The following is a 23,846-nucleotide window of genomic DNA, read 5'->3' on the forward strand; positions in this document are numbered from 1 at the left end:
TCAAAAGTTCGAATTTTTTCTCTTTTCTTTCAATATCAACCGGCGCACCATTGTTGCGCCATGCCTTCGTCTCCCCCACGCCTACCCAAAGCCTGCCGACAGGTGCTGTCCCTGGACGACTTCGAGAAGTTGGCCCGCCGCCACCTGCCTCGGCCTATCTATGCCTACATCAGCGGCGCCGTAGAGGACAACCAGTCGCTGGCGGAGAACCGCCGGGCCTTCAGTGATTTGGCCTTCCGACCGCGCATGCTGGTCGGCGTCGCGCAACGCTACCTCGGATTCGAACTCTTCGGCCGCCGCTACGCCACGCCGGTGGGACTCGCACCCATGGGTATTTCCGCGCTCTCGGCCTACCGTGGCGATGTCGTGCTGGCCCAGGCAGCACAGCAAGCCAATGTGCCAGCCATCATGAGCGGCTCTTCGTTGATTCGGCTCGAAGAGGTGATGGCGGTCGCTCCGCAAACCTGGTTCCAGGCCTACCTGCCAGGCGAGCTTGCGCAGATACATGGCCTGCTCGATCGCGTGCAAGGCGCAGGCGTACAGACCCTGGTGGTCACGGTGGACACACCCGTCGCAGCGAACCGGGAGAACAATGTGCGTGCAGGCTTTTCAACGCCGCTCAAGCCCAGCCTTTCGCTGGCTTGGCAAGGCCTGAGCCATCCGCGCTGGTTGCTGGGTACGTTTCTGAAGACGCTGCTGCTGCATGGCATGCCCCACTTCGAGAACAACTACGCCATGCGCGGCGCACCCATCCTTTCTTCCGATGTGCTGCGCGATTTCTCAGACCGCGCTCACCTGGCTTGGCCGCATCTGGCAGCTATACGCAAGCGCTGGCCGAATCAACTCGTGGTCAAGGGCATCCTGACGCCAGAGGACGCTGTGCATGCACGCGACCATGGCGTCGACGGAATCATCGTCTCCAACCATGGAGGGCGTCAGCTCGACGGTGCGGTGGCACCGCTGCGCGTGTTGCCCGCCATCGCACGCGCCGTTCCCGAAATGCCGGTGATGCTCGACAGCGGCGTTCGCCGCGGTACCGACGTCGTCAAAGCGCTGGCCCTCGGGGCGCGCTGCGTATTCGTGGGCCGGCCCTTCAACTATGCCGCCTCGGTCGCGGGACAAGGCGGCGTGGCCCATGCCATCGCCCTGCTGCACGAAGAAATTTCTCGCGATATGGCCATGCTGGGGCTCACGCGCATTGCCGACATCACATCCCGCTGCATCCGTCCAGTTGCCAGTCCGACCGACTATTTCCCCATCACTTCGAACCAACCATGAGCAAAATCCAGGGCTTCCACATCCATGCGCGCCCCTCGACCGTCGTGAGTGACGCACTCTTGGAGCGTTACCGTGGATTTCAGGTCGCCAACATCAGCGACGCCATGAGCCGCACCACCGGAACCTCGTCGCTGAAACCGTTCCACAAACGCGAGGGTGGACTCGCAGGCCGTGCGCTGACGGTGCGCACCAGGCCTGGTGACAACCTCATGGTGCACCACGCCATCGACACCTGCGCACCGGGTGACGTCATCGTGGTGGATGCCGGCGGAGTGGGTCCGAACGCCATCATTGGCGAAATCATGCTCGCGCTCCTGATCGCGCGCGGCGCGGCAGGCATCGTCATCGACGGGCTGATTCGTGACAGCGACACCATCGGTCAACATAGTCTGGCGGTGTATGCACGCGGCGTTGCACACCGTGGCCCATACAAGGATGGTCCAGGCGAGTTGCATGTGCCAGTCACCATTGACGGGATGGTGGTGCATCCCGGGGACATTGTGGTTGGCGATGGCGATGGCCTGCTGGCGGTGCCGCCCGAAGAGGCCGAAGACATTGCGGCACGTGTTGAAGCCATTGAACGCATCGAAGCCGATGCGCTGCAGGCCATCGCTGAAGGCCGCGCCGACCGAAGCTGGGTTGAACGCACGCTGCGCGAGAAGGGGGTTCTGTGAGCCAGGTCGTCCGCTTCGACTATTGGCTGGACCCGGCCTTCAATCGCATCATCTCCGCAGCCCCTGGCGTGACATTGCAGACCTGCGCACGGGAAGGCGCTGACAGTGCAGCATGGGAGGCGCTGGCCCAAGCACAGGTGCTGCAGATTACTGCGGCCAAGGATGAGTTGCCGCGACGCTGGTTCGTCAGCGCTGAGTTGCTGGCACGCTGCCCCAGGCTGCTGGCGGTTTCGTCGAGTGGTTCAGGCTGCGACACCATCGACATCGAAGCGTGTACGCGCGCTGGCGTGGTGGTCATGAACCAGGCCGGCGGCAACGCCGATTCGGTGGCCGAATTAGCACTCGGCCTGATGCTGGCGGTGCTGCGCCGCATTCCGGAATCGGATGCGTTGCTGCGCTCGGACCAACGCAGCTTCAGTCGCGAAGACCTGATGGGCCACGAACTGCGCGGACGCACACTGGGCATTGTGGGTGTCGGCGAAACCGGCCGACGCACCGCAGCGCTGGGTCGGGCCTTCGGCATGCAAGTGCTGGGCGTTGATCCCGCCCTGGACGACGCCGAGCTGAGTGCACGAGGTGCGCAATCCGTGCCACTGGATGAATTGCTGCGTCGTTCCGACATTGTCTCGCTGCACTGCCCGCGCAATGCCAGCACCCTCGGGCTGATGAAGGCAGCCGCATTCGCAGCCATGAAGCCGGGCAGCATCTTCGTCAGCACCGCACGCGGCGGCATTCACGATGAGAACGCCCTGCATGCCGCAATCGCCAACGGCCATCTCGCGGGTGCAGGTCTCGATGTTTGGGACCAGGAGCCTCCACCCGCCAACCATGCCCTGTTGCGCCTCCCGAATGTCGTGGCCACGTTCCACACGGCCGGTGTCACACATGAAGCCCGGCGCAACAACGCCACGCTGGCCGCCACACAGATCTTGCAATTGCTCTCGGATGGCGAGCGACCTGAGCGACTGGTCAACCCTGACGTCTGGCCACGGGCCAGGGAGCGCATTGCCGCCGCGCTCGGCCACTGATTTCCATAAGCCCGAAACGGGCAAACATCACGGAGACAAGCATGAACAAACAATGGACCCGTCGCACGCTGTGCGCCGGCCTGGCAGCGACTGCATTTTCGCTTCCCTCAGCAGCGCAGCCCACCGCGCCGTACCCGTCCAAACCCATCGAGCTGATTGTGGCCTACGGTCCTGGTGGAGGTACCGACCTTGTCGCCCGGCTGCTGGCACGGCATTTGGAAAAGCAACTCGAAGGCAGTGTCGTGGTGCTCAACCGTCCTGGCGCAGGAGGCGGCATCGGCTTCGGTGAGCTGGTACGCGCGAAGCCTGATGGTTACACCATCGGCTTCATCAACACGCCCAACGTGTTGACCATCCCGATTGAACGCAAGAGTAGCTTCCACTGGAGCCAGTACGACCTGCTCGGCAATCTGGTGGACGACCCGGGCGGCTTCGCCATACACAACACAAACAACATCACCACGCTGGCGGGCCTGGCGGCCTATTCCAAGGCGCACCCTGGCGCCGTGACCGTTGGCACGACAGGCACTGGATCGGATGACCACCTGGCGATGCTGCTGTTCGAACGCGCTACGGGAACCAAGCTCATGCATGTGCCTTACAAAGGCGCTGGCGAGGTGCGTGCCGCGGCCACGGGCCAGCAGATTGTGATTGGCGCCATCAACGTCGGGGAGGTACTGGCATATCAGAAGGGTGGCACCCCGATCCGACTGCTGGGTCAAATGTCAGCTGAGCGTTCATCCCTGGCGCCACAGGTGCCGACCTTCAAAGAGCAAGGCATTGCCATTGAGTTGGCCTCGCTGCGTGGCCTGGCGGCGCCCAAGGGCTTACCGGAGGCGATCCGCAAGAAACTGGTCGATGCGATTGCCACCATCGCCGCGGACCCTGCGTTCAAGCAGCAGGCCGAAGCCATGTACGCACCTTTGCGATACCTGGCGCCAGCGGCTTATGCGGCCGAACTCGAAGCCACTGAAGCCAACTTCCGCAAACTCTGGGCAGAAATGCCCTGGCAGGACAGACCGTGAAGCGCGGTCCGTCTGCCTGCCGACGCACACGCGCCGCTCCTTCCGTTCCGGAACACCCTTGAAGACCTCGCCACTCAATGGGTTCCCCGCTGACCTGCAGGCTCCTCGATGAACGCACACCATGAACATACTGAATCGCCGTACCTTCTCCACACTTGCCTTGGCTGTTGCGCTACTACCTCACATCCACGCCATGGCCCAGGGCTCTCTACCAGCCGGCCCCATCACCATGATCGTGGGCTGGCCTGCCGGAGGCCCCTCCGACAACGTGGCACGGCTCACGGCCGTCCGCATGTCCGAGGCACTGGGCCAATCCATCGTCATCGACAACAAGGGGGGCGCTGGGGGCAACATCGGCAGCGATGCGGCTGCACGCGCGAAGCCGGATGGCAGCACCATCATGCTGGCGACGGTGGCATCGCACGGTCTGAATTCTTCGCTGTACCCGAAGCTCAACCATGACCCGATGAAAGACTTCGCACCCATCGGCATGATTACGACATCTCCCAGCGTGCTGCTGGTACAGACCGATTCGCCGTTTCTCTCGGTTGCGGACTTGCTCAAGGCCGCTCAAGCCCGACCAGGCAAACTCAATTACGGATCAGGCGGCGTCGGCTCCAGTCAGCATCTGGCTGGCGCCAACTTCAAGAAGATCACTGGCGCCGACGTGACCCACATCCCTTACAAGGGAACGGCCCCGGCGATGACCGACCTGATGGCTGGCCGCGTGGATTTCGTTTTGACGACGGGCGCAATGTCTTTCATCCGCTCGGGCAAGCTGCGCCCGCTCGCGGTGGCCGCTCGACAGCGCCTGCCAGCGCTACCCGACGTACCGACGTTCAAGGAAGCCGGGGTGAAGGGTTTCTATACCGACTCCTGGTACGGACTGGTCGCGCCGGCAGGCACGCCGCGTGCAGCGTTGGACAAACTCAATGCTGCGCTCGCTACCGCCCTGCGCAATCCCGAGGTGCAAAAGCAGTTCCTGGACCAGGGTTCGCTGCCCGTCAAGCCGATGGGCATCGATGAATTCTGGAGCTTCGTGCAGCAGCAGATGCCATTGGCTGCCGAGCAGGTGCGGGTGTCCGGTGCGAAAGCCGAGTAACTGGTACCAAGGACCGCCTTCACTCTCGTACTTTGGCGCCCATCCGTTTGCTGGAGCAGATCACTCGTCAGATGCCCACCCGGTCATGGCGCAGATCCAGTGGCTGATCAACGGAGTGCGAAGTTTCATGAAGAGCGGCGGCAGGTGCCGCCTGCGCCGACGGGGTGGAAACCCCGCCCTCGCCCCCGCGTCAATCCAGCGTGACACGCGCCTCCTGAATCACTTTGGCCCATTTGACCGTTTCCGACGCGATGAAGGCATCGCATTCCTGAGGGGTTGAGCCTTCAGCGAACGTCCCCATGGTCTGCTCCAGCCGCTGCGTCACTTCGGGGCTCCGGATGATGCGCGCCACCTCTTCGGACATGCGCTGCACGATTTCGCGGGGCACGCCGGAAGGCGCGAGCATCGCGGCCCAGGTACTGCCCACCAGGCCAGGGTAGCCCTGCTCGGCAAAGGTCGGGACATCGGGCAAGGCAGGAAGGCGCTTTTCGCTGGCCACCCCGATGAGTCGGATCTTTCCGGCCCTGGCTGGCTGGATCAGATTGGGCGGTGGATCCAGGAACAGCGGTACCTGCCCACCCATGAGGTCTGCCAGCGCAGGTGAAGCGCCTTTGTACGGGATGTGCACCATCTCGGTCTTGGTGATCAGGCGCATCAGCTCGGAGGTGAGGTGGGCGGCAGATCCGTTGCCAGACGACGCGAAGCTCAGTTCGCCTGGGTTGGAACGCGCATAGGCCACCAGTTCGGCCGTCGTCTTGAACGGCGCATTCATCGCTACGGCGGCCACCAGGGGCGACACCCCCATCAGCGACACGCCCACCAAATCCTTCTTCGGGTCATACGGCAGCTTGGGATACAGCGTGGTGTTGGCGGCATAGGCGGCGATGAACACGCCGAAGGTGTAGCCGTCCGGCGCGGCCTTGGCCACGGCGTCCACGCCGATGATGCTGTTGGCGCCCGGCTTGTTGTCCACGATCACCGGCTGGCCCAAGCGCTGTTGCAAGCCCACCTGCAGCAAGCGTGCCATCTGATCGGTGAAACCGCCCGTGGTGTAAGGAACCACGATCCGGATCGGCTTGCTCGGCCAGGGGGTGCTGGCCAAGGCAGGCGCGCTGACAGCCGCTCCGGCGAAACCCGCCATGGCGGCGAGCAATAGTTGGCGGCGGCGAAGGAATGTGTGCATGTGTCTCTCCTATCTCCAGGAATCAGGGGAAATGACCGGCACACGGGCATGGCGTGTGGCTCTGGTCCATGGGTCAGAGCCGGTCCACCAGTTCCGGCACGGCCGTGAACAGGTCGGCCTCCAGGCCGTAGTCGGCCACGCTGAAGATCGGTGCCTCCGGGTCCTTGTTGATCGCCACGATCACCTTGGAGTCCTTCATGCCCGCCAGATGCTGGATCGCGCCCGAGATGCCCGCCGCGATGTACAGCTGCGGCGCCACGATCTTGCCCGTCTGCCCCACCTGCAGGTCGTTGGGCGCGTAGCCCGCATCCACCGCCGCGCGGCTCGCGCCGATCGCCGCACCCAGCTTGTCCGCCAGGGGCGTCATCACTTCGTTGAACTTCTCGCTGCTGCCCAGCGCCCGTCCGCCCGAGACGATGATTTTGGCGGCGGTGAGCTCGGGGCGGTCGCTCTTGGTCACTTCGCGGCCCACGAAGCTGCTCTTGCCCGAATCGGCGGCGGCCTCCTGCTTATCGACAGCGGCCGAGCCCCCCGTGGCGGCCGCGGCATCGAAGCCGGTGGTGCGCACGGTGATGACCTTGGTCGCATCGCTGCTCTGCACGGTGGCGATGGCGTTGCCGGCGTAGATGGGGCGCTCGAAGGTGTCGGGGCTGTCGACCTTGGTGATGTCGCTGATCTGCGCGACATCGAGCTTGGCGGCTACGCGCGGGGCCACGTTCTTGCCGCCTGCGGTGGCGGGGAACAGGATGTGGCTGTATTGGCTGGCAATGGCCAACACCTGGGCGGCGACGTTCTCGGCCAGCCCGTCCTTGAGGCTCGCGCCATCGGCCAGGATGACCTTGCTGACGCCGGCGATCTGCGCGGCGGCCTGGGCGGCGGCATCGGCGCCGTTGCCCGCCACCAGCACGTGCACGTCGCCACCGCAGGCCACGGCGGCCGTCACGGTGTTCAGGGTGGAGGGCTTGATGCTGGCGTTGTCGTGTTCGGCAATTACGAGGGCTGTCATGTTCAGATCACCTTTGCTTCGTTCTTGAGCTTGTCCACCAGGGCGGCCACGTCGGGCACCTTGATGCCGGCGCCGCGCTTCGGCGGTTCGGAGACCTTCAGGGTCTTCAGGCGGGGCTTGACATCGACGCCCAGGTCTTCGGGCTTGACGGTGTCGAGCTGCTTTTTCTTGGCCTTCATGATGTTGGGCAAGGTGACGTAGCGCGGCTCGTTCAGGCGCAGGTCGGTGGTGACCACGGCCGGCAGCGTGAGGGAGATGGTCTCCAGCCCGCCATCGACTTCACGCGTGACGTTGACCTTGTCGCCGCTCACTTCCACCTTGGAGGCGAAGGTGGCCTGCGGCAGGTCGGCCAGGGCTGCGAGCATCTGCCCGGTCTGGTTGGCATCGTCGTCGATGGCCTGCTTGCCCAGGATGATGAGCTGGGGCTGCTCCTTGTCCACCAGCGCCTTCAGGATCTTGGCCACGGCCAGGGGCTGCAGTTCTTCGGTGGTCTCCACCAGGATGGCACGGTCGGCACCGATGGCCATGGCGGTGCGCAGCGTTTCCTGGCACTGCGCCACGCCGCAGGAGACGGCGATGACTTCGGTCACCACGCCCTTTTCCTTCAGGCGCACGGCCTCCTCGACGGCGATCTCGTCAAATGGGTTCATGCTCATCTTCACGTTCGCGATGTCCACACCCGTGTTGTCCGACTTCACTCGGACCTTCACGTTGTAGTCCACCACGCGCTTGACGGGAACCAGAATTTTCATGGCAGTGTTCTTTCCTGTGCAAAGGATGGGTTGATGAAGCGCTCGGCAGGCAGGCACAGCCAGGCGCTCGCAGACGGGCATGGGCTTCACGCATGAAGCGGCCGATGGATTACTGAACGGGGGTCACTCCGAGGCAATGCCCTTGTCCCGGATCAGCTGGCCCCATTTGGCATAGTCTTGCTGAACATGCTTGCCCATTTGCGCGGGGTCTTCGAAATGCGCGATGGCGCCAGCGTGCAGCAGCTTCTCCTGCGTTTCTTTTTCGGCCAGGATCTGCTTGACCTCGTTCGCCACCCGGTCCACCACCAGTTTCGGCGTACCGGGTGGTGCAAGCAGTCCGCCCCAGGACACGGCGTCGTAGCCCTTAAAGCCTTGCTCGGCAATGGTTGCCACATCCGGCAGCATGATTACCCGCTGGGGCGAGCCCACGGCGATCGCCCGCAGCTTGCCGGCCTGGATATGCGGAAGTGCAGCGACCAGGTCGGCATACATGATGGGCACCTGCCCGCCAATAGTGTCGGTGATGGCAGGAACGCCGCCCTTGTAGGGCACATGCTGCATGTCGAAATGGCCCATCTGCTTGAGCAACTCCATGCTGAGGTGGCCAAAGCTGCCGGTCCCGGAACTGGTGTAGTTGAGCGGCGTCTTCTGCGCCTTGGTATGGGCGATGAGCGTGCGCAGGTCGGTCACGTCCGGCAACTGCGCCGGGTTGACCACCACCACGATGGGCAGGTCATAGACCGTGGCGACGGGGGTGAAATCTTTCACCGTGTCGTAACTCAGCTTCTTGTAGAGATGCGGGGCCAGCAAGGTCGGAGTGGCCAGCATCATGAAGGTGTAGCCATCCGGGTCGGCCTTGGCCACCTGCGAGGCGGCGATGGAGCCCGAGGCACCCGGACGGTTGTCCACCACCACGGACTGCTTCAACCGATCGGCCAGCTTCTGCCCGACGATGCGCGAAGCCGTGTCCGTGGGCCCCCCTGCCGGAAAAGGCACCACCAGCTTGATCATCTTGGTGGGCCAGATGGCCGCCGCTTGCTGCGCGCTGGCGCTCCCGAAAAGCCAGGGGGCGGCGGCCAGCGCCAGAAGGGTGTTCCGGCGCGTGCAGGCAAAGAACGTTTTGTGAGGCATAGGCATGTTGTTTCCCGTCAATCCATCGGTCAGTCATTGCAGGGGCAGCCACTGACTCGTTGCTGAGCTGCGGCCGCCAGGTTTCAGTCGAGCTTGGCGCCAGCTTCGTCGACCAAAGCCTTCCAGACAGGCATGTCGCGCTGGTAGTTCTCGCGAAAGGCTTCCGGGCTGTTCATCAGGGGCATGAAGCCGGCCCCCACGGTGCGTTCCAGCACCTTCGGGTCCTTGGCGATCTCGCGCAGATGGCCGTAGAGCTGGTCCACGATCTCCTTGGGCAGTCCGGCAGGGGCACCCACGGCCACCCAGCCGAAGATGGCATACGCATCGTCCGGCACCCCCTGCTCGTAGATGGAGGGCAGCGTGGGCAGGATGTCCATGCGCTGCTTGCCCGTCACGCCGATGGCGTTCAGGCGGCCCGCATCGATGAAGGGCTTGGTGTTCAGCGCACTGGAGAAGCACAGCTGCAGCTGGCCTCCGATCAGCTCCTGGATCATGGGCGCCTCGCCCTTGTAAGCCACGTGGGTCATGTCGGCGTCCATCGTCTTGCTCATGTAGGCCCCGGCCAGGTGCGCGTAGGAACCCACGCCCCAGGAACCGTACGAGAGCTTGCCCTTGTGGGCCTTCACGTAGGCCAGCAACTCTTTCATATTGCTCGCGGGCACCGACGGGTGCACCACCAGCGTGACGGGCGCTGCCGCGATCTGGGTGATGGGCGTGATGTCCTTCTGCGGGTCGTAGGGCAGCTTGGTGTACAGAAACTGGTTGATCAGCATCGATGTGCTGAGCGATACCAACAGGGTGTGCCCGTCCGGTGCGGCCTTGGTCACTGCGTCGGTACCCAGGATGCCGGCGGCACCGCCCCGGTTGTCCACTACCACGGGCTGGCCCACGCGTTTTGCCAGCGCTTCGCCCACCGTGCGGGCGATGATGTCCGTCGCCCCCCCGGCGTTGAACGGCACGATCAGCCGGATGGGCTTGGTCGGCCAGGCTGCTTTGCCGGTTTGCGCTGCGGCCTGGCCGAGCAGGCTGGTGCCCCCCAGCGCGGCCAGCTCTTGCAGCAGGTTGCGGCGGTTGTATTGGATTCCCATAGCGTTGTCTCCTGGATCAGTGCGATCGTCGTCAAGGGATGAAAACGGCCCCATGCACCGTATGATGCGGTGTTTTCGCAAGGGACCGGGCGGTGAAATGGACGGCCTTCAGGCCGGTGGCGAATCGTCCGGCAGGGTCAGCACGCCGCGCTGCTGCAGTTGCTGCAGTTCGGCGTCGCTCATCGACAGCAGGCGGTGCAGCACCTCGCGTGTGCCCTCGCCCAGCGTTGGCGGCGCGCTGCGAATGGGCAGGCGCTGGCCGTCCATGCGGTAAGGAGGTGCAAAGACGGGCGTGGTTCCGACCACGGGGTGCGGCATGTCGCGCAGCAGGCCGCTGCGGCGCGTTCTCTCGCTGGTCAGCGCCTCATGCAGCCCCGCCACACGGCCGCAGGGAATACCGGCGGCCGTGAGGCGCTCCAGCAGCAGATCGCGCGGGAAGGCATGGATCAGCGCCTTCAGCAAGGGGCCCAGTTCCACGCGGTTCCTGGCCCGGTTCACGTTGGTGGAAAAGCGCGGGTCTTCCACGATGTCGGGCCGCTCGATGACCTGGCGGCAGAACTTGTCGAACTGCGCGTTGTTGCCTACGGCGATGATCAACGGACCATCGGCCGCGTCGTACATGCCGTAGGGAACGATGGACGGGTGCGCATTGCCGTAGCGCTCCGGATCGCGGCCCAGCTGCATGGCGTCGAGGCCGTAGTAGCCTGTGACCATGATCCCGCAGTCGTACAAAGCCATTTCGATGAGCCGGCCGTGCCCAGTGCGCTCCCGGCGAAACAGCGCCGCCAGCACGGCCTGCGCGGCGTACATGCCGGTCATCAGGTCCACCACAGCCACGCCGAATTTCAGCGGTGGCTGCGTGGCCTCGCCGTTGAGCGCCATCAGGCCCGCCTCGCCCTGGATCACCAAGTCGTAGCCAGGGCGTTTGGCCTCCGGGCCGCTGCTGTCGTAGCCAGCCACCGCGCAATAGATCAGGCCGGGCCGCAGCGCCTTCAACTGCTCGTAGCCCAGGCCCAGCTTCTCGGCCCCACCGGTTTTGAAATTGTGGATGACGACGTCGAACTGCGGCAGCAGGTCATGGATGATCTGCAGGCCCTCGGGGCTTTGCAGATCCAGCGTAATGGACCGCTTGTTGCGGTTCATGCTGTTGTAGTAAGTGGTCTCGGTCTTGCCGATGCGCAAGCCCCAGTCGCGTGTGTCATCGCCGCGGCCCGGGTGCTCGACCTTAATGACCTCGGCGCCGAAATCGGCCAGCACCTGGCCGCACAGCGGCCCGGCGAACACGCGCGACAGATCGAGCACGCGCACGCCTTCCAGCGGAAAATCGATGTCCTGCGAAGGTTCTGGGGCGGTCATGGTGTTGTCTCCTGTGTTGGTCGTAGTGGGCATGCGTGCGTCAGTCCGCACCGCGCAGCGGTGCGAAGTCCGGCGTGCGCTTTTCCAGGAAAGCGCCGATGCCTTCGCGCGACTCTTCGGTCGCTTGCGACATCACCATGAAGCGGGCTTCACTTTCCAGTTGCTCCTCCAGCGACGCATGGGGCGCAGTACGGCACAAGGCCTTGATGCGTGCCATCGCCCGGTGCGGACCGTCCGCCACGCTAGCGGCCATTGCCACAGCACCCGCCAGAGCCTTGCCCGGTTCGGCCAGGCGGTTGACGGCACCCAGGGCATGCAGGCGTTCGCCCGACAGGCGCTCACCCGTCAGGCACAACTCGGTCAGCACCTGGCGTGAAACGAACTCGGCCAGGAACGCCGTCGCACCGCAGTCGGGAGTGAGGCCGACCTTCACATAGGCCACGGAGAACACGGCATCGCGCGCCGCCACCAGTATGTCGCACGCCAGGGCCAGGGACAGGCCAGCACCCGCGGCGGCGCCCTCCACTGCAGCGATCACGGGCTTCTCGCAGTCGCGCACGGCGCGGATGAGGTCGTGCAGGCCTTCGAGCTTCTCGCGTCGCTGTTCGACGCTCAACTCACGCCGTTTGGCCAACTGCCTCAGGTCGCCACCCGCGCAGAAATGGCCGCCCTCTCCGGTCAGCACGACAGCGCCCACCGAAGGATCGGCCTGCGCCTCGACCAAGGCCTGCGTCAGTGCGGCGTAGAACGCGGGGGACAGCGCATTGCGCGCAGCCGTGTTGTTGTTGCTCAGCACCAGCACGGCGCCATCGCGCCGCTGCAGCAAAGGCGGGGTGGTCTCTGTCATGGCCGTCCTTTCGGGGAATCAGCGGATGCCGCGCCCAGAGCGATGAACCGGGCAAGGTGGTGGTCTTCGTCGCCGAACTGATGGTCGATCAGCACCAGGCGCTTGGCGTAGTGCGACAGGGGCAACTCCCAGGTCATGCCGATACCGCCGTGCAGCTGGATGCTTTCCTCCGCGACCAGCGCGCCCACATAGCCTGCGGTGTACTTGGCAGCCGACAAAGTGCGTTCGCGTGCCCCGCCCCGCGCATTGTCGATGGCGTCGGCCGCGTTGATGACAGCCGAACGCATCTGTTCCACCTCCAGCAACAGGTCGGCCATGCGGTGCTGCAGGGCCTGGAAGGCGCCGATGGCCACGCCGAACTGCTTGCGCGTCTGCAGGTACTCCAGAGTGCTCTGCTTGGCCACATCCATGACACCCAGGGCTTCGGCCGCCAGTGCCAGCAGCGCATAGCCCTGCACGAGCTCTAGCAGCGCGTAGCCCTCCCCTTCCTGGCCCACTAGCGCTTCGGAGCCAAGCTGCACATCGGTGAACGTCAGTTCAGCTGCACGGCCGCCGTCGATACGGCTGTAGCTGCGCTTGGCAATGCCGACCGCGCTGCCGTCCACCAGGAACAGGCTGATGCCGGCGGTGTCGAACGGGCGGCCCGCCGTGCGCGTGGAAACCAGCAGCAGATCGGCCTTTCCACCAAATGCCACCACCGACTTGGCACCGTTCAGCACCCAGCCCTGGGCGGTCTTGGTAGCTGTCGCCGAGACATTGGAAAGCTCGTAGTGGCTGCCGGGTTCGTCGTGGGCCAAGGCAGCGACCACACCACCGGCGGCAATGTCTTGCACCCTGGCTTTCTGCGCCTCGGTGCCCGCTGCGATCAGCGCCTGGCCCACGACCAGGGCCCCCAGCAGCGGCTCAGCCACCAAGCCTCTGCCCAGGGCTTCGAACACCACGCTGATGTCGAAACCTCCGCCGCCAAAGCCTCCTGCGGCTTCGGGGAACAAAGCGCCGATGGCGCCCAGCTCTGCGAACTGGGCATACAGGGCGGGGCTGTGGCCCTCGTCGCCATAGGCGAACTGGTTGCGGCGCTCCATGCCGTACTGCTCGGCGATGAAGCGGTTCAGGCTGTCCGCCAGCATGCGGCGGTCTTCGGTGTGTACGAAGTTCATAGGAAACTCTTTCTCAATCCATGGGGCCAGAAAGCGGCCACCGCGCAGGCCATCTCCTCGCAAGGGGCAGGCGCCAAACGACTCAAGGGGTCTTGCATGGCTACAGGCCGAGAATCATCTTGGAGATGATGTTCTTCTGGATTTCATTGGAGCCGCCGAAGATCGACAGCTTGCGGTAGTTGAAGTAGTTGGCGGCGGCCGTTGCAGCCTCCTGCGGGCCCACCGGCGCTTGCGTGTAGCCCTCGTACTGCGCTTCCTCGATGAAAGGGGCAGCATAAGGGCCCATGGCGCGGCGGATCAGCGAGAGGATCTCCTGGCGGATCTCGGTGCCGCGAATCTTGAGCATGGAGCTTTCCGCGCCCGGCACCCCGCCGCCGGCCACGGCGGCAATCACACGCAGGTTGGTGGTCTTCATGTTCTCCAGGTCGATCTCGACGCGGGCCATGCGCGCGGCGAACAGCGGGTCCTGGTCGATGGGCCTGCCGTTCTTTTGCACCTTGGCAGCGATGGTCTTGAGCTTGGCCAGGGCCGAGATGCAAAAGCCCACGCCCGCGATGCCTGTGCGCTCATAGGTCAACAAGTACTTGGCATAGGTCCAGCCCTTGTTCTCCTCGCCCACCAAGTTGTCCACGGGCACTTTCACGTCGGTGAAGAAGACTTCGTTGACCTCGTGATCGCCGTCCAGCGTGCGGATGGGGCGCAACTCCACGCCGGGACTGTTCATGTCCACCAGCAGGAAACTGATGCCGGCTTGGGCCTTGGCTTCGCGTTGGGTGCGCACCAGGCAGAAGATCATGTTGGCGTGCTGGCCCTGGGTGGTCCATGTCTTCTGGCCGTTGACGACGTAATGGTCGCCCTGCCGCACCGCCGTGGTCTTGACCGAGGCCAGGTCCGAGCCCGCGCCGGGCTCGGAATAGCCCTGGCACCACCAGTCGGCGCCGCTCAGGATGCGCGGCAGCCAGTAACGCTTCTGCGCTTCGTTGCCGTACTTGATGAGCACCGGGCCCAGCATGCTCACGCCGAACGGCACGATGCGCGGGCCGCCAGCCAGCGCGCATTCGGTATCGAAAATGAACTTCTCGACCGCGCTCCAGCCCGGGCCGCCGTGCTCCTGGGGCCAGTGGTTGGCCAGCCAGCCGCGCGCGTTCAGGATGGCGTGCCACTCCTCTTGATCGGCCTTGGTCAGTCGTTGGCCGGCCTTGACCTTGCCAGCGATGCGCACGGGCAGTTCAGCCTTCAGGAAGGCCTGCACTTCGGTGCGGAAGGCTTCTTCCTGCGGTGTGAATTGGAGATCCATTTGCTATTTCCTCAGTCGTCCCTGGAACCAAGCGCCTTTCGCCCCTGCCGGGGAGACGGCGCACAGCGATTCAGGGCATCAATACATCTCGAACAGGCCAGCCGCTCCCATGCCGCCAGCGATGCACATGGTCACCACGCCGTACTTCGCCTTGCGGCGCCGGCCTTCGAGCAGGATGTGGCCAGCCAAGCGCGCGCCCGTCATGCCGAAAGGATGGCCGATGGAGATGGCTCCCCCGTTGACGTTCAGGCGTTCCATGGGAATGCCCAGTTGCCGCTGGCAGTACAGGGCCTGCGAGGCGAAGGCTTCGTTCAGCTCCCACAGCCCGATGTCATCCACCGTGAGCCCATGGCGCTTCAGGAGCTTCGGCACTGCGAACACCGGGCCGATGCCCATCTCGTCCGGTTCGCAGGACTCTCTGGCACCGGCCCGGCCATCTATTGGCTACAGGGTGGTTGGCAGGCCTACGAGCAGCAGGTCGCACAGACTGCCGCAGTTCAACAGACCGCCAGCCACAAGCTGCAAGCGCCTTGCGGACGAATCTAAAAATGACAAAGACGACAGAGGGATGTATGTTGCTCCGACAACAATTTGGCCGAGCCCTGATGCAACTGTGGCTTGTTGTGGCCTGCCTTTGGGTGATGGGCACGGGGCATGCGGTGGCGCAAAGTACGGTCACCGGCACTATCACTGGCAACACCACGTTGCGCGCAGCCCAGTCGCCTTATACCTTCCAGGGCGATGTGGTTCTGGACAACAACGCCACCTTGAGCATCGAGCCAGGCGTGACGGTACAAATGGCGCCTGCGGCCAGTTTCACCCTAAAAAAGGGTGCGCTGCAAGCAGTAGGCACTCCCGGCAGTCCCATCAGAATCACGTCTGCAGTTTCAACACCCGCTGCGGGTGACTGGCGCCAATGGCGTTTCACGCCGGGCACCAACAATGCCTTGACCCAACTTGGCTACCTATCCATCGAGTACGGCAGTGGCGTTGCCATCGAAGGCGCCTCTCCGGTCATCAACAACACCGCCATCAACCACCACAGTGGCCCGGCTGTGACTATGGATCTGGCCTCCTCGCCAGTAGGTACGGGAAACACCGCCAGTGGCAATTCGGTAAATGCCATTGCCGTTCCCGCAGGCACCATCCGATCCCAAGTGGTGTGGGGTGTCGTAGGCATCCCTTACCTTGTTCGACAGGGACTGGTGCAAGTGGGGCAAGCGCCTTTGTCGTTAGAGCCCGGGATGCTCAAGCTGAGCCCTGGGGTTGTGGCGATGTTGCGCGTGTCGCTTAATACGCCCGCACCCTCTGGAGGAGTCGTGATCGACGTGACAAGCAGTGTGCCTTCCGTCGCATCGGCGGTGTCGCGCGTCACCATCGCAGCGGGGGAGGTCGGTGCCGATCTGGAGATCCAGGCCAGCACCATCGGCTCAACACGCGTTACTGCCAGCAATGGCGCCTTGGGCTTTGCGGAGACGCAGGTGGAAGTCGTGAACTTGCCGTCCCTGGGCCTGTCGCCGAGCAGTCCGACGGTGGGGCTCAACAGGGCTTATCCCATGACGGTGTCTTTGCCTAGCGCTGCTGGGGCTGCGGGTGTGGCGATTCAACTGGGCAACTCAAACCCCAGTGTTCTGTCTACGCCAACGTCTCTTCTTGTGCCTGCTGGGCAGCAAGGTATCAGCTTCGAGGTGACGGGTTTGATGGACGGAACGGCCCGTATCACCGCCCAGGCCGAGGGCTATGCGAGTGCGCTGGCCACAGTGGTCGTGCGGAGCAAGGCACTCGTTCTTCCTTACAGCGTGATTGTTGCACCCAATGGGCAGACCACCGTCACCCTTGAAGCTACAGAGCCCGCACCGGCATCAGGACTTGCGGTGGCCCTGGCGCTGGAACAGGCCGGTTTAGCCCAGATCCCGGCTTCCGTGCAGATACCTGCAGGGCAAAGCAAGGCAACCTTCGTTATCCAAGGCCAGAGCCTGGGGACCACAAATCTCACGGCGACGGCAGCGGGTTACCAACCTGCCGCAACGGTGTTGCGCGTCGATGCCATCAGCCTTCCAGTCTCTCGCGAACCTCATTGACCAAAAAGTTCGCGCTTCGCGGGCCACGCTTGTTTGTCTGCATCACGAGAGCAGTCGGTCAGCAGTTCGTGCTCGAATGACTGCAACCAGCCTAAAGCTGACTTTTCAACGATTGCATTCGGCAGTGTGATGCATCTGATAGACGGAAGGCGGCTACTGGTTCAGTTTAGACAGAGCCAAACGACGCCTACCAAACTCGAAACGAATGCACGATCGGCATTCATGGTCAGCACTTGAGCCAATAAAACTCTTGCCGGGCCTTATATAGCTCTGCCTCAGCGCGGGATCTTGTCTCTCGATTGGCCGCAGCAACGCGACTTTCTAACTCAGGCAGTTGGAGATCTAAAGACCTGCACCGTAACTTATCTCCGGATGAAAGCCTGGACCTTCGGCGTTCCACATCCATTTGTTCGTGCGACATGCCAGTCAGAGGGCGGAAGCCATCGTCGAGCAGCTTGCTGTGCTCCTCACGCTGAACCTCGGCGCCTTTTCGAGTGACGCCAGTCATTTTGTTCACACCTTGGGTTTGGGGTGGCATCGATCACTCTTGCTCCCACGCAAGGCTCATGCGAGTACCCCACCTTCCCGTTTTGCTCACAGCGATAAACCGCCTGCTGCCCCTGTGCGGCCAGGGGCAACAGGGCGAGCCATAGAAGTCTTTGCACTTTTGTTCCCTCCCCCGGCCATTGTGCAGAAGATCTTCACGATGCTTGCAAGGCTGGTCGGGTTGCAAGCCCAGTCACTTCAAACGGTAGTGCCCACGCGTGCCTTCCTTCAAACGGCCTGTTTGCTTCAGCCGACTGATCGCGACAGCGATTGAGCCTTTCGGAATGCCCGCCCCTTCTGCGATCGAGGCTTGCGTCATCTGCGACCAGGCGCTGCGAGTCAGTTCCCGCTCGAGGTACGTTAAGACCTTCTCGTCGTTGGAACTGAGCGATTGGGCCTTGGGCACTCCAGATGATTGGGTCTTGGTTTTGGAACTGGCCCGGACGCCTTTGACTGGAGTTGGCTTGACGACTGCATCCTCTGCCTGGGCCTGCTGAGCAGGCGAAATCTGAGGTGATCTCCGCAGCGGCAAAGCCTGCAGCAATTGCAAGTCATTCTGAGCCAAAGAGGCGGCAGTTTGATAAGCCGTGCGAAGTTGTTCTTCGATGGCTTGGAGTTCGTGGGACAGGCGGGCCACGGTTCGAAGTTGGGCATAGGCGCGGTCAGCCTCAGCACTGAATGGCAGGCTTGCTACGGTATCTACCACGCTCTGGGCACCGGACTGAACCTCCTGAGCCATGGCTTGCTGGGCTGCGTAGAGTAATTCACCGGCCTGTTGCAAAAGTGAAAGCGTGGAACGGCTAAGCATGAAGGGCCTCTCAAAAAGCAAAGCACTCACCAGGAGCACACCCTTGGATGGTGCCATAGGGCTTACGGAGCACTGACGCCCGCGCGTCGACTTCTGCGACCACGTCCAAGCGATATGTTGCAGAATGTTCTTCCTAAGCACACAGAGGCAGGGAGGGGGAAATGATCACATCACGTCGCCAGCGCGCAACCAGTCTGTTCAGACTTTGCTCGGAGAAAAGCACTTCGGGGCAGGTCTTAAGACAGATGCTGGCAGTGCTGTCAGCGTGCCTTCTTTCCAGTGCGGCGCTTGCATTCCAGATCGCCCCGATGGGCTCCGAGTTCGAGGCGCGGTTGACCAACGAATCCGAAGCATCGCTGGCGCGAACCGCGGACAGCCTGGGCATCATGATCAAAGGCCGGGTTCACGAAGAGATCACTCAGATTGGGATGGGCTGTCCAGTCGATCCATCCAGCTTGGCTTCCGATAAGACCTGTGGTTTGCGAGATCGCCCCTTTGCCTCTGCGTATGTCATCTACGGCGTTCGATGGAACGACCTGCCGCCCTTTCGGCTGTCGCCGGATGAAGGGAATTGCACTTACCTTGGGAAGTCGTGCAATGTGGCGCAGACCATCCGATTCTCTACACAGCCATTGTGCTGGTACTGCCTTTTCAAGGATGCGGAGAAGAAGGCGCAAAGCCGCGCCATTGTGGGATGCAGCAAAGAGAAAGGCGCGCTTCAGGGCAATGTGATGACGCGTTCGCATTTTGGGGATCTGCAATTTCTGCATGCGATGGCAAGCCAGGAAGGCGTGCACCCTGGAGCGACCCGCGCCAAGGTACTCGATTGGCTGGAATTCGCCTGGAAGGTTTCGTCGCGAGAGATTAAGTCCGACACCTTCCTGCGAGACGTTCAGATCCCGACCGTACAAGAACACTTTGGATGCACAGAATGGCGCGTTGTCGACCTCTACATCCTGGGTCAACAAGACAAGCTGGGGCGGTATTTGCACCAAGTGGCTTTTGGTTCGGTGCTCCACACCGTGCAGGATTCGTTTGCTAGAGCCCATGTCTCTCGTGAAGCGCTACTGCCTGGTGGCATGTGCGCAGATACGGCCTATGAGGCCCCGCGCCGGATCGTGGAGTTTCACACCTACGGAGCGCAAGATGGTGGACTGCATGACGAGCAAGACAGTCGCGAGGCGATGACCAAAGTCAGCGCGGCCGATCGCTGGCCGGATGCCATCGAGGCAACGCGCAATTTGGTGCAGTTCTATGAAGAGCGCGCGGGTTGGACCGATGTCCAGCCCTACATGCAGTGCCTGTTCGAGCTGGCCGATGATCGAAGAGATTCGTCGCCAGGAGCGCCGTACAAGCGATCACCCTGAACTGCGGCGCTCTCACTGAGCGTTGTTGGCCCGTTGATGTGCAACGACACCCGTTTCATCGGGAATGAACGTTCCGTCTTCGAGCAACCGTCCGTGGACCACTGAACCATCGGGAGACGTCGTCCACGCTCAGTCCGGGTGATCGCCATCAAAGTTGACGAGATGCTGCCCCTGATGGTGTTTCTTCCGGATCTCCTTACTTTCTGGGCCCACCAGCCAGATCAGGGCTTCGATCAAATCCTTCGGTTTCTCTTGCGCCTTGCTGTTCATCACGCTTTCCTCCAGTCGAGAGCCATTGACCCATCAACACAAAACGCCTGAGTGAAAAGCCGCGTTTGCTGAGCTTGCACCGTCCAGCTCGTTCATTGATGAAAGCGTAGCGAGCAGACCCGGCAGTGTCCAGAGGGGGGTCAACCGACAACGTACGTCTCAAACTAACCGAACTCCGGGAATGCGCTTCAGCGTGGCGGAGCATTGCTCCAACATGTCCAGTTGGTACTGCATGCCTCTGACCATGTTCTTGCCAGTGCGTCGCAATATGACGCCACCGCCGATGATGAGGATGCCCACAAAAACAGGGATGAGCGGAATCCCGATGATGATCATGGCGATGCCGCCCCAATGCATCAGCTTGCCCATCTTGCGGGCCTTCTCGATGTGAGCGACGGTGTCCTGCGACCCGCGCGCCTTCATATCAATTCCAAACGTCGGCTCATTCGGTCTGCCGACCGCGACCAGCACGGTCGCCACATCACCGCGCTGAACATGCTGACCGGATACCAGATGGAAGGAGCAGCATTCCACACCCTGGGCTGCCCGCAGCTTGGTCAGTAAATCCGCAAACACCGTGACGTTGCGAACACGCCCAGCATCGCGGAATTCAAGGTAATTGAACTTGGTTGCATCCACATCGCTTTTGGATGTGCCAACTTCCAAGAGCTGGTCGTGTACCACCTGTGGTTGCCAAGGCTTGAGGCTCATTCTTACTCCCGTTCAGATCTCAAATGTACGAATCAGTGTGTGTATCAATGAGTATACATAGCAGAGAGTTCCGGACGTGCCAACGCAGAGCCCGTCCACCCCAGCTAAGAAGAGTCGCGTTGAATTCGATCCGCGCAAAAGCCTGGGCCTGCGTATCAAGGAACTGCGTGTGGAGCACGGCCTCACGCAAGAAGAACTGTCAGATCGCAGTGGACTTTTCCGCACCTACATGAGTCGCATTGAGTCGGGTCAGGCGAATCCAACGCTCACCATGCTTTATCAGATCGCTGGAGCGTTTGCGATTGACGTCAGGGATCTGCTGACCCTTCCCCAAAACCAAAGGCCTACACGTGTTCGGGCGACTGCGACTGTCTCGCGTGGCCGTGTGAACAAGTAGCTCTCGTGTGCTGGCCGAAAAGCTTGACAGTACTGTTATCTGAGATGGAGCAGCTGTATGGTTAGAACCGACCGTTGGCGGTCGACCTTGAGGTGCTTTCGTCGGCTTGAAAGCTTGCCCCGCTTGCGTCCTCGGGTATCCACGTTGAATCAGTGGTCATGACATACCGCCCTATGGTCCCATCTGCGTTGCGTTTTATCGCATCCGGGCTTCTGGGTGAGCTTTCAAAAGACGAGCGCTTGTCAGCGACGGAGGGGTTTACTGTCTTGGTGCAGGGTGAACAATTGTCTGTTCCATATCGCGTCTACTACGAACCGACAAACCTCCAATCCGTCATCTCTTGCTCGGGAAGCGACGTTCGATTGCTAGCGCTCTGCCTGGGAACCAGGCACTGGAATGGTTACGTGCGTGAGCACTGCCTGAGACAGATTGTCAGCATTGATCGACCATGGGCTGTACCGTTCGTAGTTCAGCTTTTGGGCGACTATGTGATCGAGATCGTTGAAGTGGCTACAGCGACCCTCTCCCTTGCAGCACCTGAACTGCTGTTTGCGTTCGCTCTGGAAAATCCGCAGTTCATGGCCACGACCGAAAGGCGGGCTGTTAGCTACTGGAACTGCTACCACCGTGGGCACTTTCGAGCTTTGCAGTCCTACCCCGCCCTACAGGTAATCGATGCAATCCGGTACCCAGCAAGAGGGAGTATCTTCCTAACTCCTGAATAGACGACGCGAGACAAGGCTGCGGAACGCCTGTGAAGCAAGGCCCGTGATGCTTGTGTTTCATCCGTCTGGCCATCCCATCTTGCAAACATCGTTGGGCTCGTGAATCGTCCCAATGATGAAGGAACTTTGGACTCAATAGATCGAGTGTGGACAGACGAGTGTCCACGCCGACACGAGTACAGCGTGCAGGGTAAAGAGCTGTGCTGGAGCAACCCCGTGTCTGCCGGGTGCCGGTGCCCGCCGTGCAGTTAAGTCATGGCAAGGCAGTGCGCGTCAAGGCGCATTTCGTTGTCTGCCCCACCCGCGAGGCAAGCCAACCTGCACGGCAAGCCCGAAGTAACCGCTTTCCTGACCTCGCGGCAAGGGGAGGCCGCTCGCTCAACTTGATGGACCTAGCTCACGCGACTGCGAGTGTGTTCCATCGCGCCACCTCTGCAACGAGCTCGGTTGTCTCTGCAGGCGGGATATGTCCGAGGATCCGAATGTTTGATATTGGATGAACCAGTACCGCCCATTCGTGCATTCCGAACTCCACGGAGTCCAGGGCGCCCGGCAACGGACTGACACCATCCAATTAAAGCCCATTAATGGTCTCGGGGGAAACGTATTTGTGGTTGCAACGGCAATGCCCAAAAATGGCTTTCTAGGGGCAGATGCAACGCATTTGCTCAAGGCGTTCCCGATGCCTGGGCTTCTCCATCTCTAACAGCTTGGTCACCTGAAGAACGGACAGGCGCACTTCGTGAGCGGTCTGTACTCTTCCGGCAAATGTAGTGACCGATTGCGAAGTCCAGACGGCATACCTTTGAATTTTGGGTGATGCCTTACAAGGCTAAATAATTATGTCTATGTCCACACGACATGCCTTGACGAAGCCGGATATATGCAGCGTCGCTGTACAGAACGAAAAACAATTAGTAATAAATAATCGAGAGGATGGTTCCGGAGCATGAGCGCATCTACAACCTCATCGTTGAAGTGGAACAACCTGGCATTGAGAATGAGGCGACCAAAGCCATTGAGCAGAGGTTGAATGCATTCCTTGCCGAGCACAACTGCCTTCCGATCCAGACGGTCTCTGACACCATTTTCCCGGCGGCAGAGTACAAATCAGGTGGGTTGGAGAGGGTTTATGATTATCCGACCGCTGTGTATCCGCATATCAAGGCAGTTCGTGCGAACCAATGGGGAACCTACGCACTTCGGCTTACCGAACGCAAATGCGCTGATGGCACAACGCTCAACCCGCTGAAGCTGGTTATCGATAAGATGAAGACGGCGATCGAGACGTCGGAGCGAGTCAAAAAAGGTGGGCCTCCGCGGGCGACGTACGAACTCGACCTTACGCTTTCTCCGTTGGAGTTGAAGCTCTACGACGCAGAGAACGACTACGACAACGGGCGTGGTGGGCAATGTCTTAGCCATGTCAGCCTGAAGCTAGGTCCGAACAAAGAGCTTTACCTCACGGCGATTTATCGTTACCAGTACTTCGTACAGAAGGCGCTTGGAAACTTCAAGGGTCTCGCGCGATTGCAGTCTTGCATCGCTCGTGAAGTCGGCATTTCGACAGGCCCGCTTGTCTGCCACGCCACGCTTGCAATCCTCGAAGAGGGCGATGGCAAGAGTGGTCAAAAACCTTGGCGGCAAGCAGCGCTTAAAACACTGGTCACTGAGTGTGAGGCAATTCTTGCGCAGTCGCAGCTAAAGGCGGCAGCATGTAGTGGGGCATCGTGACTTCAACTGTTGTTCGAAGGCAGCACTTAACAAGTGCACTACAGTCCGGTAACGGATGCAGCGGTCGCTCGGAGCTTCTGCCGCGAATGACTCTGTCCAGCCTCTTGCAGTCATCGGAGCGTTAGGGGCTGCTCGGACCACAAGAACTTCTAGAAAAGTGACCCGTCCTGGAATAGGTTGACACCTATGCGGGACTGAACCCTAGCCGTAATTGGCTTGCAAGAGACGCCCGGTGCACCGCATCGGGCGTTTTGTATTCTAGGGACAGGTGGGGCCGCTGCTC

Annotated in this window: 21 protein-coding genes and 1 pseudogene; 9 read left to right on the forward strand and 13 right to left on the reverse strand. The window is 61.7% G+C overall.

Features of this window, described 5'->3' with window-relative positions; all coding sequences use genetic code 11:
* Positions 1-60: 60 nt before the first annotated feature.
* From AVMA1855_RS23030 to AVMA1855_RS23050, 5 genes are all read left to right on the forward strand, one after another.
* Entirely contained in the window at positions 61-1,278 is a 1,218-nt protein-coding gene (locus tag AVMA1855_RS23030) for an alpha-hydroxy acid oxidase (RefSeq protein ID WP_284427464.1), read from the forward strand.
* On the forward strand, positions 1,275-1,952 hold the full coding sequence (locus tag AVMA1855_RS23035; RefSeq protein ID WP_284410754.1) for an RraA family protein: 678 nt from the start codon (positions 1,275-1,277) through the stop codon (positions 1,950-1,952). The genes AVMA1855_RS23030 and AVMA1855_RS23035 overlap by 4 nt, the downstream gene beginning before the upstream one ends.
* Positions 1,949-2,980, forward strand: a complete 1,032-nt coding sequence (locus tag AVMA1855_RS23040; RefSeq protein ID WP_284427465.1) for a hydroxyacid dehydrogenase — start codon at positions 1,949-1,951, stop codon at positions 2,978-2,980. The genes AVMA1855_RS23035 and AVMA1855_RS23040 overlap by 4 nt, the downstream gene beginning before the upstream one ends.
* A 41-nt stretch (positions 2,981-3,021) precedes the next feature.
* On the forward strand, positions 3,022-4,005 hold the full coding sequence (locus tag AVMA1855_RS23045) for a Bug family tripartite tricarboxylate transporter substrate binding protein (RefSeq protein ID WP_284427466.1): 984 nt from the start codon (positions 3,022-3,024) through the stop codon (positions 4,003-4,005).
* A 121-nt stretch (positions 4,006-4,126) separates the two neighbouring features.
* Positions 4,127-5,107, forward strand: a complete 981-nt coding sequence (locus AVMA1855_RS23050) for a Bug family tripartite tricarboxylate transporter substrate binding protein (RefSeq protein ID WP_284427467.1) — start codon at positions 4,127-4,129, stop codon at positions 5,105-5,107.
* Between the two features lie 190 nt (positions 5,108-5,297).
* Here the strand turns inward: AVMA1855_RS23050 and AVMA1855_RS23055 are convergent, their stop codons facing one another.
* The 10 genes and pseudogenes from AVMA1855_RS23055 to AVMA1855_RS23100 form a co-directional block, all read right to left on the reverse strand.
* Positions 5,298-6,248 (reverse strand): tripartite tricarboxylate transporter substrate binding protein, encoded by a 951-nt coding sequence (locus tag AVMA1855_RS23055; protein WP_284427482.1) that lies wholly within the window; start codon positions 6,246-6,248, stop codon positions 5,298-5,300.
* Positions 6,249-6,363: 115 nt separating this feature from the next.
* Positions 6,364-7,296: an electron transfer flavoprotein subunit alpha/FixB family protein gene (locus AVMA1855_RS23060; protein ID WP_284427468.1), complete on the reverse strand. Its 933-nt coding sequence runs from the start codon at positions 7,294-7,296 to the stop codon at positions 6,364-6,366.
* 2 nt (positions 7,297-7,298) lie between these two features.
* Positions 7,299-8,048, reverse strand: a complete 750-nt coding sequence (locus AVMA1855_RS23065; protein ID WP_284404994.1) for an electron transfer flavoprotein subunit beta/FixA family protein — start codon at positions 8,046-8,048, stop codon at positions 7,299-7,301.
* Positions 8,049-8,171: 123 nt separating this feature from the next.
* Positions 8,172-9,185, reverse strand: coding sequence for a tripartite tricarboxylate transporter substrate binding protein (locus tag AVMA1855_RS23070; RefSeq protein ID WP_284427469.1), 1,014 nt, complete (start codon positions 9,183-9,185; stop codon positions 8,172-8,174).
* 77 nt (positions 9,186-9,262) lie between these two features.
* Positions 9,263-10,267 (reverse strand): Bug family tripartite tricarboxylate transporter substrate binding protein, encoded by a 1,005-nt coding sequence (locus AVMA1855_RS23075; RefSeq protein ID WP_284427470.1) that lies wholly within the window; start codon positions 10,265-10,267, stop codon positions 9,263-9,265.
* 108 nt (positions 10,268-10,375) lie between these two features.
* Positions 10,376-11,623, reverse strand: coding sequence for a CaiB/BaiF CoA transferase family protein (locus AVMA1855_RS23080; protein ID WP_284427471.1), 1,248 nt, complete (start codon positions 11,621-11,623; stop codon positions 10,376-10,378).
* A 40-nt stretch (positions 11,624-11,663) separates the two neighbouring features.
* Complete coding sequence (locus tag AVMA1855_RS23085) at positions 11,664-12,470, reverse strand: oxepin-CoA hydrolase, alternative type (RefSeq protein WP_284427472.1); 807 nt, start codon at positions 12,468-12,470, stop codon at positions 11,664-11,666.
* Complete coding sequence (locus AVMA1855_RS23090; RefSeq protein WP_284427473.1) at positions 12,467-13,627, reverse strand: acyl-CoA dehydrogenase family protein; 1,161 nt, start codon at positions 13,625-13,627, stop codon at positions 12,467-12,469. Before AVMA1855_RS23090 ends, AVMA1855_RS23085 begins: the two co-directional genes overlap by 4 nt.
* Positions 13,628-13,727: 100 nt before the next feature.
* The gene (locus tag AVMA1855_RS23095; protein ID WP_284427474.1) at positions 13,728-14,924 is read right to left on the reverse strand and encodes an acyl-CoA dehydrogenase family protein; all 1,197 of its coding nucleotides are present in this window, start codon (positions 14,922-14,924) and stop codon (positions 13,728-13,730) included.
* A 78-nt stretch (positions 14,925-15,002) separates the two neighbouring features.
* A pseudogene (locus AVMA1855_RS23100) lies at positions 15,003-15,341 on the reverse strand (acetyl-CoA C-acyltransferase); the annotation flags it as partial.
* A gap of 188 nt (positions 15,342-15,529) precedes the next feature.
* Between AVMA1855_RS23100 and AVMA1855_RS23105 the strand changes: the two are divergent.
* Positions 15,530-17,005, forward strand: coding sequence for a beta-helix domain-containing protein (locus tag AVMA1855_RS23105; RefSeq protein WP_284427475.1), 1,476 nt, complete (start codon positions 15,530-15,532; stop codon positions 17,003-17,005).
* Between the two features lie 739 nt (positions 17,006-17,744).
* Here AVMA1855_RS23105 and AVMA1855_RS23110 read toward each other — a convergent pair.
* Positions 17,745-18,416 carry a hypothetical protein gene (locus tag AVMA1855_RS23110; RefSeq protein ID WP_284427476.1) on the reverse strand — a complete coding sequence of 224 codons (672 nt, stop codon included), beginning with the start codon at positions 18,414-18,416 and terminating at the stop codon, positions 17,745-17,747.
* Positions 18,417-18,520: 104 nt separating this feature from the next.
* On the opposite strand from AVMA1855_RS23110, the gene AVMA1855_RS23115 reads away from it, so the two are divergent.
* The gene (locus AVMA1855_RS23115) at positions 18,521-19,726 is read left to right on the forward strand and encodes a hypothetical protein (protein ID WP_284427477.1); all 1,206 of its coding nucleotides are present in this window, start codon (positions 18,521-18,523) and stop codon (positions 19,724-19,726) included.
* Between the two features lie 129 nt (positions 19,727-19,855).
* Here AVMA1855_RS23115 and AVMA1855_RS23120 read toward each other — a convergent pair whose 3' ends face one another.
* Together AVMA1855_RS23120 and AVMA1855_RS23125 are read right to left on the reverse strand one after the other, a co-directional pair.
* Positions 19,856-19,996, reverse strand: a complete 141-nt coding sequence (locus AVMA1855_RS23120; RefSeq protein WP_284427478.1) for a hypothetical protein — start codon at positions 19,994-19,996, stop codon at positions 19,856-19,858.
* 159 nt (positions 19,997-20,155) lie between these two features.
* Positions 20,156-20,707 carry a hypothetical protein gene (locus tag AVMA1855_RS23125; RefSeq protein WP_284427479.1) on the reverse strand — a complete coding sequence of 184 codons (552 nt, stop codon included), beginning with the start codon at positions 20,705-20,707 and terminating at the stop codon, positions 20,156-20,158.
* 76 nt (positions 20,708-20,783) lie between these two features.
* Between AVMA1855_RS23125 and AVMA1855_RS23130 the strand changes: the two genes are divergently transcribed.
* Together AVMA1855_RS23130 and AVMA1855_RS23135 are read left to right on the forward strand one after the other, a co-directional pair.
* A complete protein-coding gene (locus AVMA1855_RS23130) occupies positions 20,784-21,104 on the forward strand; it encodes a helix-turn-helix domain-containing protein (RefSeq protein WP_284427480.1) in 321 nt (106 codons plus the stop codon).
* Positions 21,105-22,765: 1,661 nt separating this feature from the next.
* Positions 22,766-23,563: a hypothetical protein gene (locus tag AVMA1855_RS23135; RefSeq protein ID WP_284427481.1), complete on the forward strand. Its 798-nt coding sequence runs from the start codon at positions 22,766-22,768 to the stop codon at positions 23,561-23,563.
* Positions 23,564-23,846: the final 283 nt, after the last annotated feature.

The organism is Acidovorax sp. SUPP1855 (assembly GCF_030158955.1).
Taxonomy (GTDB): Bacteria; Pseudomonadota; Gammaproteobacteria; order Burkholderiales; family Burkholderiaceae_C; genus Paracidovorax.

What these genes read in the sequence shown, in the direction of transcription:
- AVMA1855_RS23030 (WP_284427464.1), top strand. Translation starts at nt 61, where the DNA reads ATGCCTTCGTCTCCCCCACGCCTACCCAAAGCCTGCCGACAGGTGCTG.
- AVMA1855_RS23035 (WP_284410754.1), top strand. Translation starts at nt 1,275, where the DNA reads ATGAGCAAAATCCAGGGCTTCCACATCCATGCGCGCCCCTCGACCGTC.
- AVMA1855_RS23045 (WP_284427466.1), top strand. Translation starts at nt 3,022, where the DNA reads ATGAACAAACAATGGACCCGTCGCACGCTGTGCGCCGGCCTGGCAGCG.
- AVMA1855_RS23050 (WP_284427467.1), top strand. Translation starts at nt 4,127, where the DNA reads ATGAACATACTGAATCGCCGTACCTTCTCCACACTTGCCTTGGCTGTT.
- AVMA1855_RS23055 (WP_284427482.1), bottom strand. Translation starts at nt 6,248, where the DNA reads ATGGCGGGTTTCGCCGGAGCGGCTGTCAGCGCGCCTGCCTTGGCCAGC.
- AVMA1855_RS23060 (WP_284427468.1), bottom strand. Translation starts at nt 7,296, where the DNA reads ATGACAGCCCTCGTAATTGCCGAACACGACAACGCCAGCATCAAGCCC.
- AVMA1855_RS23065 (WP_284404994.1), bottom strand. Translation starts at nt 8,048, where the DNA reads ATGAAAATTCTGGTTCCCGTCAAGCGCGTGGTGGACTACAACGTGAAG.
- AVMA1855_RS23070 (WP_284427469.1), bottom strand. Translation starts at nt 9,185, where the DNA reads ATGCCTATGCCTCACAAAACGTTCTTTGCCTGCACGCGCCGGAACACC.
- AVMA1855_RS23075 (WP_284427470.1), bottom strand. Translation starts at nt 10,267, where the DNA reads ATGGGAATCCAATACAACCGCCGCAACCTGCTGCAAGAGCTGGCCGCG.
- AVMA1855_RS23080 (WP_284427471.1), bottom strand. Translation starts at nt 11,623, where the DNA reads ATGACCGCCCCAGAACCTTCGCAGGACATCGATTTTCCGCTGGAAGGC.
- AVMA1855_RS23085 (WP_284427472.1), bottom strand. Translation starts at nt 12,470, where the DNA reads ATGACAGAGACCACCCCGCCTTTGCTGCAGCGGCGCGATGGCGCCGTG.
- AVMA1855_RS23090 (WP_284427473.1), bottom strand. Translation starts at nt 13,627, where the DNA reads ATGAACTTCGTACACACCGAAGACCGCCGCATGCTGGCGGACAGCCTG.
- AVMA1855_RS23095 (WP_284427474.1), bottom strand. Translation starts at nt 14,924, where the DNA reads ATGGATCTCCAATTCACACCGCAGGAAGAAGCCTTCCGCACCGAAGTG.
- AVMA1855_RS23105 (WP_284427475.1), top strand. Translation starts at nt 15,530, where the DNA reads ATGCAACTGTGGCTTGTTGTGGCCTGCCTTTGGGTGATGGGCACGGGG.
- AVMA1855_RS23110 (WP_284427476.1), bottom strand. Translation starts at nt 18,416, where the DNA reads ATGGCACCATCCAAGGGTGTGCTCCTGGTGAGTGCTTTGCTTTTTGAG.
- AVMA1855_RS23115 (WP_284427477.1), top strand. Translation starts at nt 18,521, where the DNA reads ATGATCACATCACGTCGCCAGCGCGCAACCAGTCTGTTCAGACTTTGC.
- AVMA1855_RS23120 (WP_284427478.1), bottom strand. Translation starts at nt 19,996, where the DNA reads ATGAACAGCAAGGCGCAAGAGAAACCGAAGGATTTGATCGAAGCCCTG.
- AVMA1855_RS23125 (WP_284427479.1), bottom strand. Translation starts at nt 20,707, where the DNA reads ATGAGCCTCAAGCCTTGGCAACCACAGGTGGTACACGACCAGCTCTTG.
- AVMA1855_RS23135 (WP_284427481.1), top strand. Translation starts at nt 22,766, where the DNA reads ATGGTTCCGGAGCATGAGCGCATCTACAACCTCATCGTTGAAGTGGAA.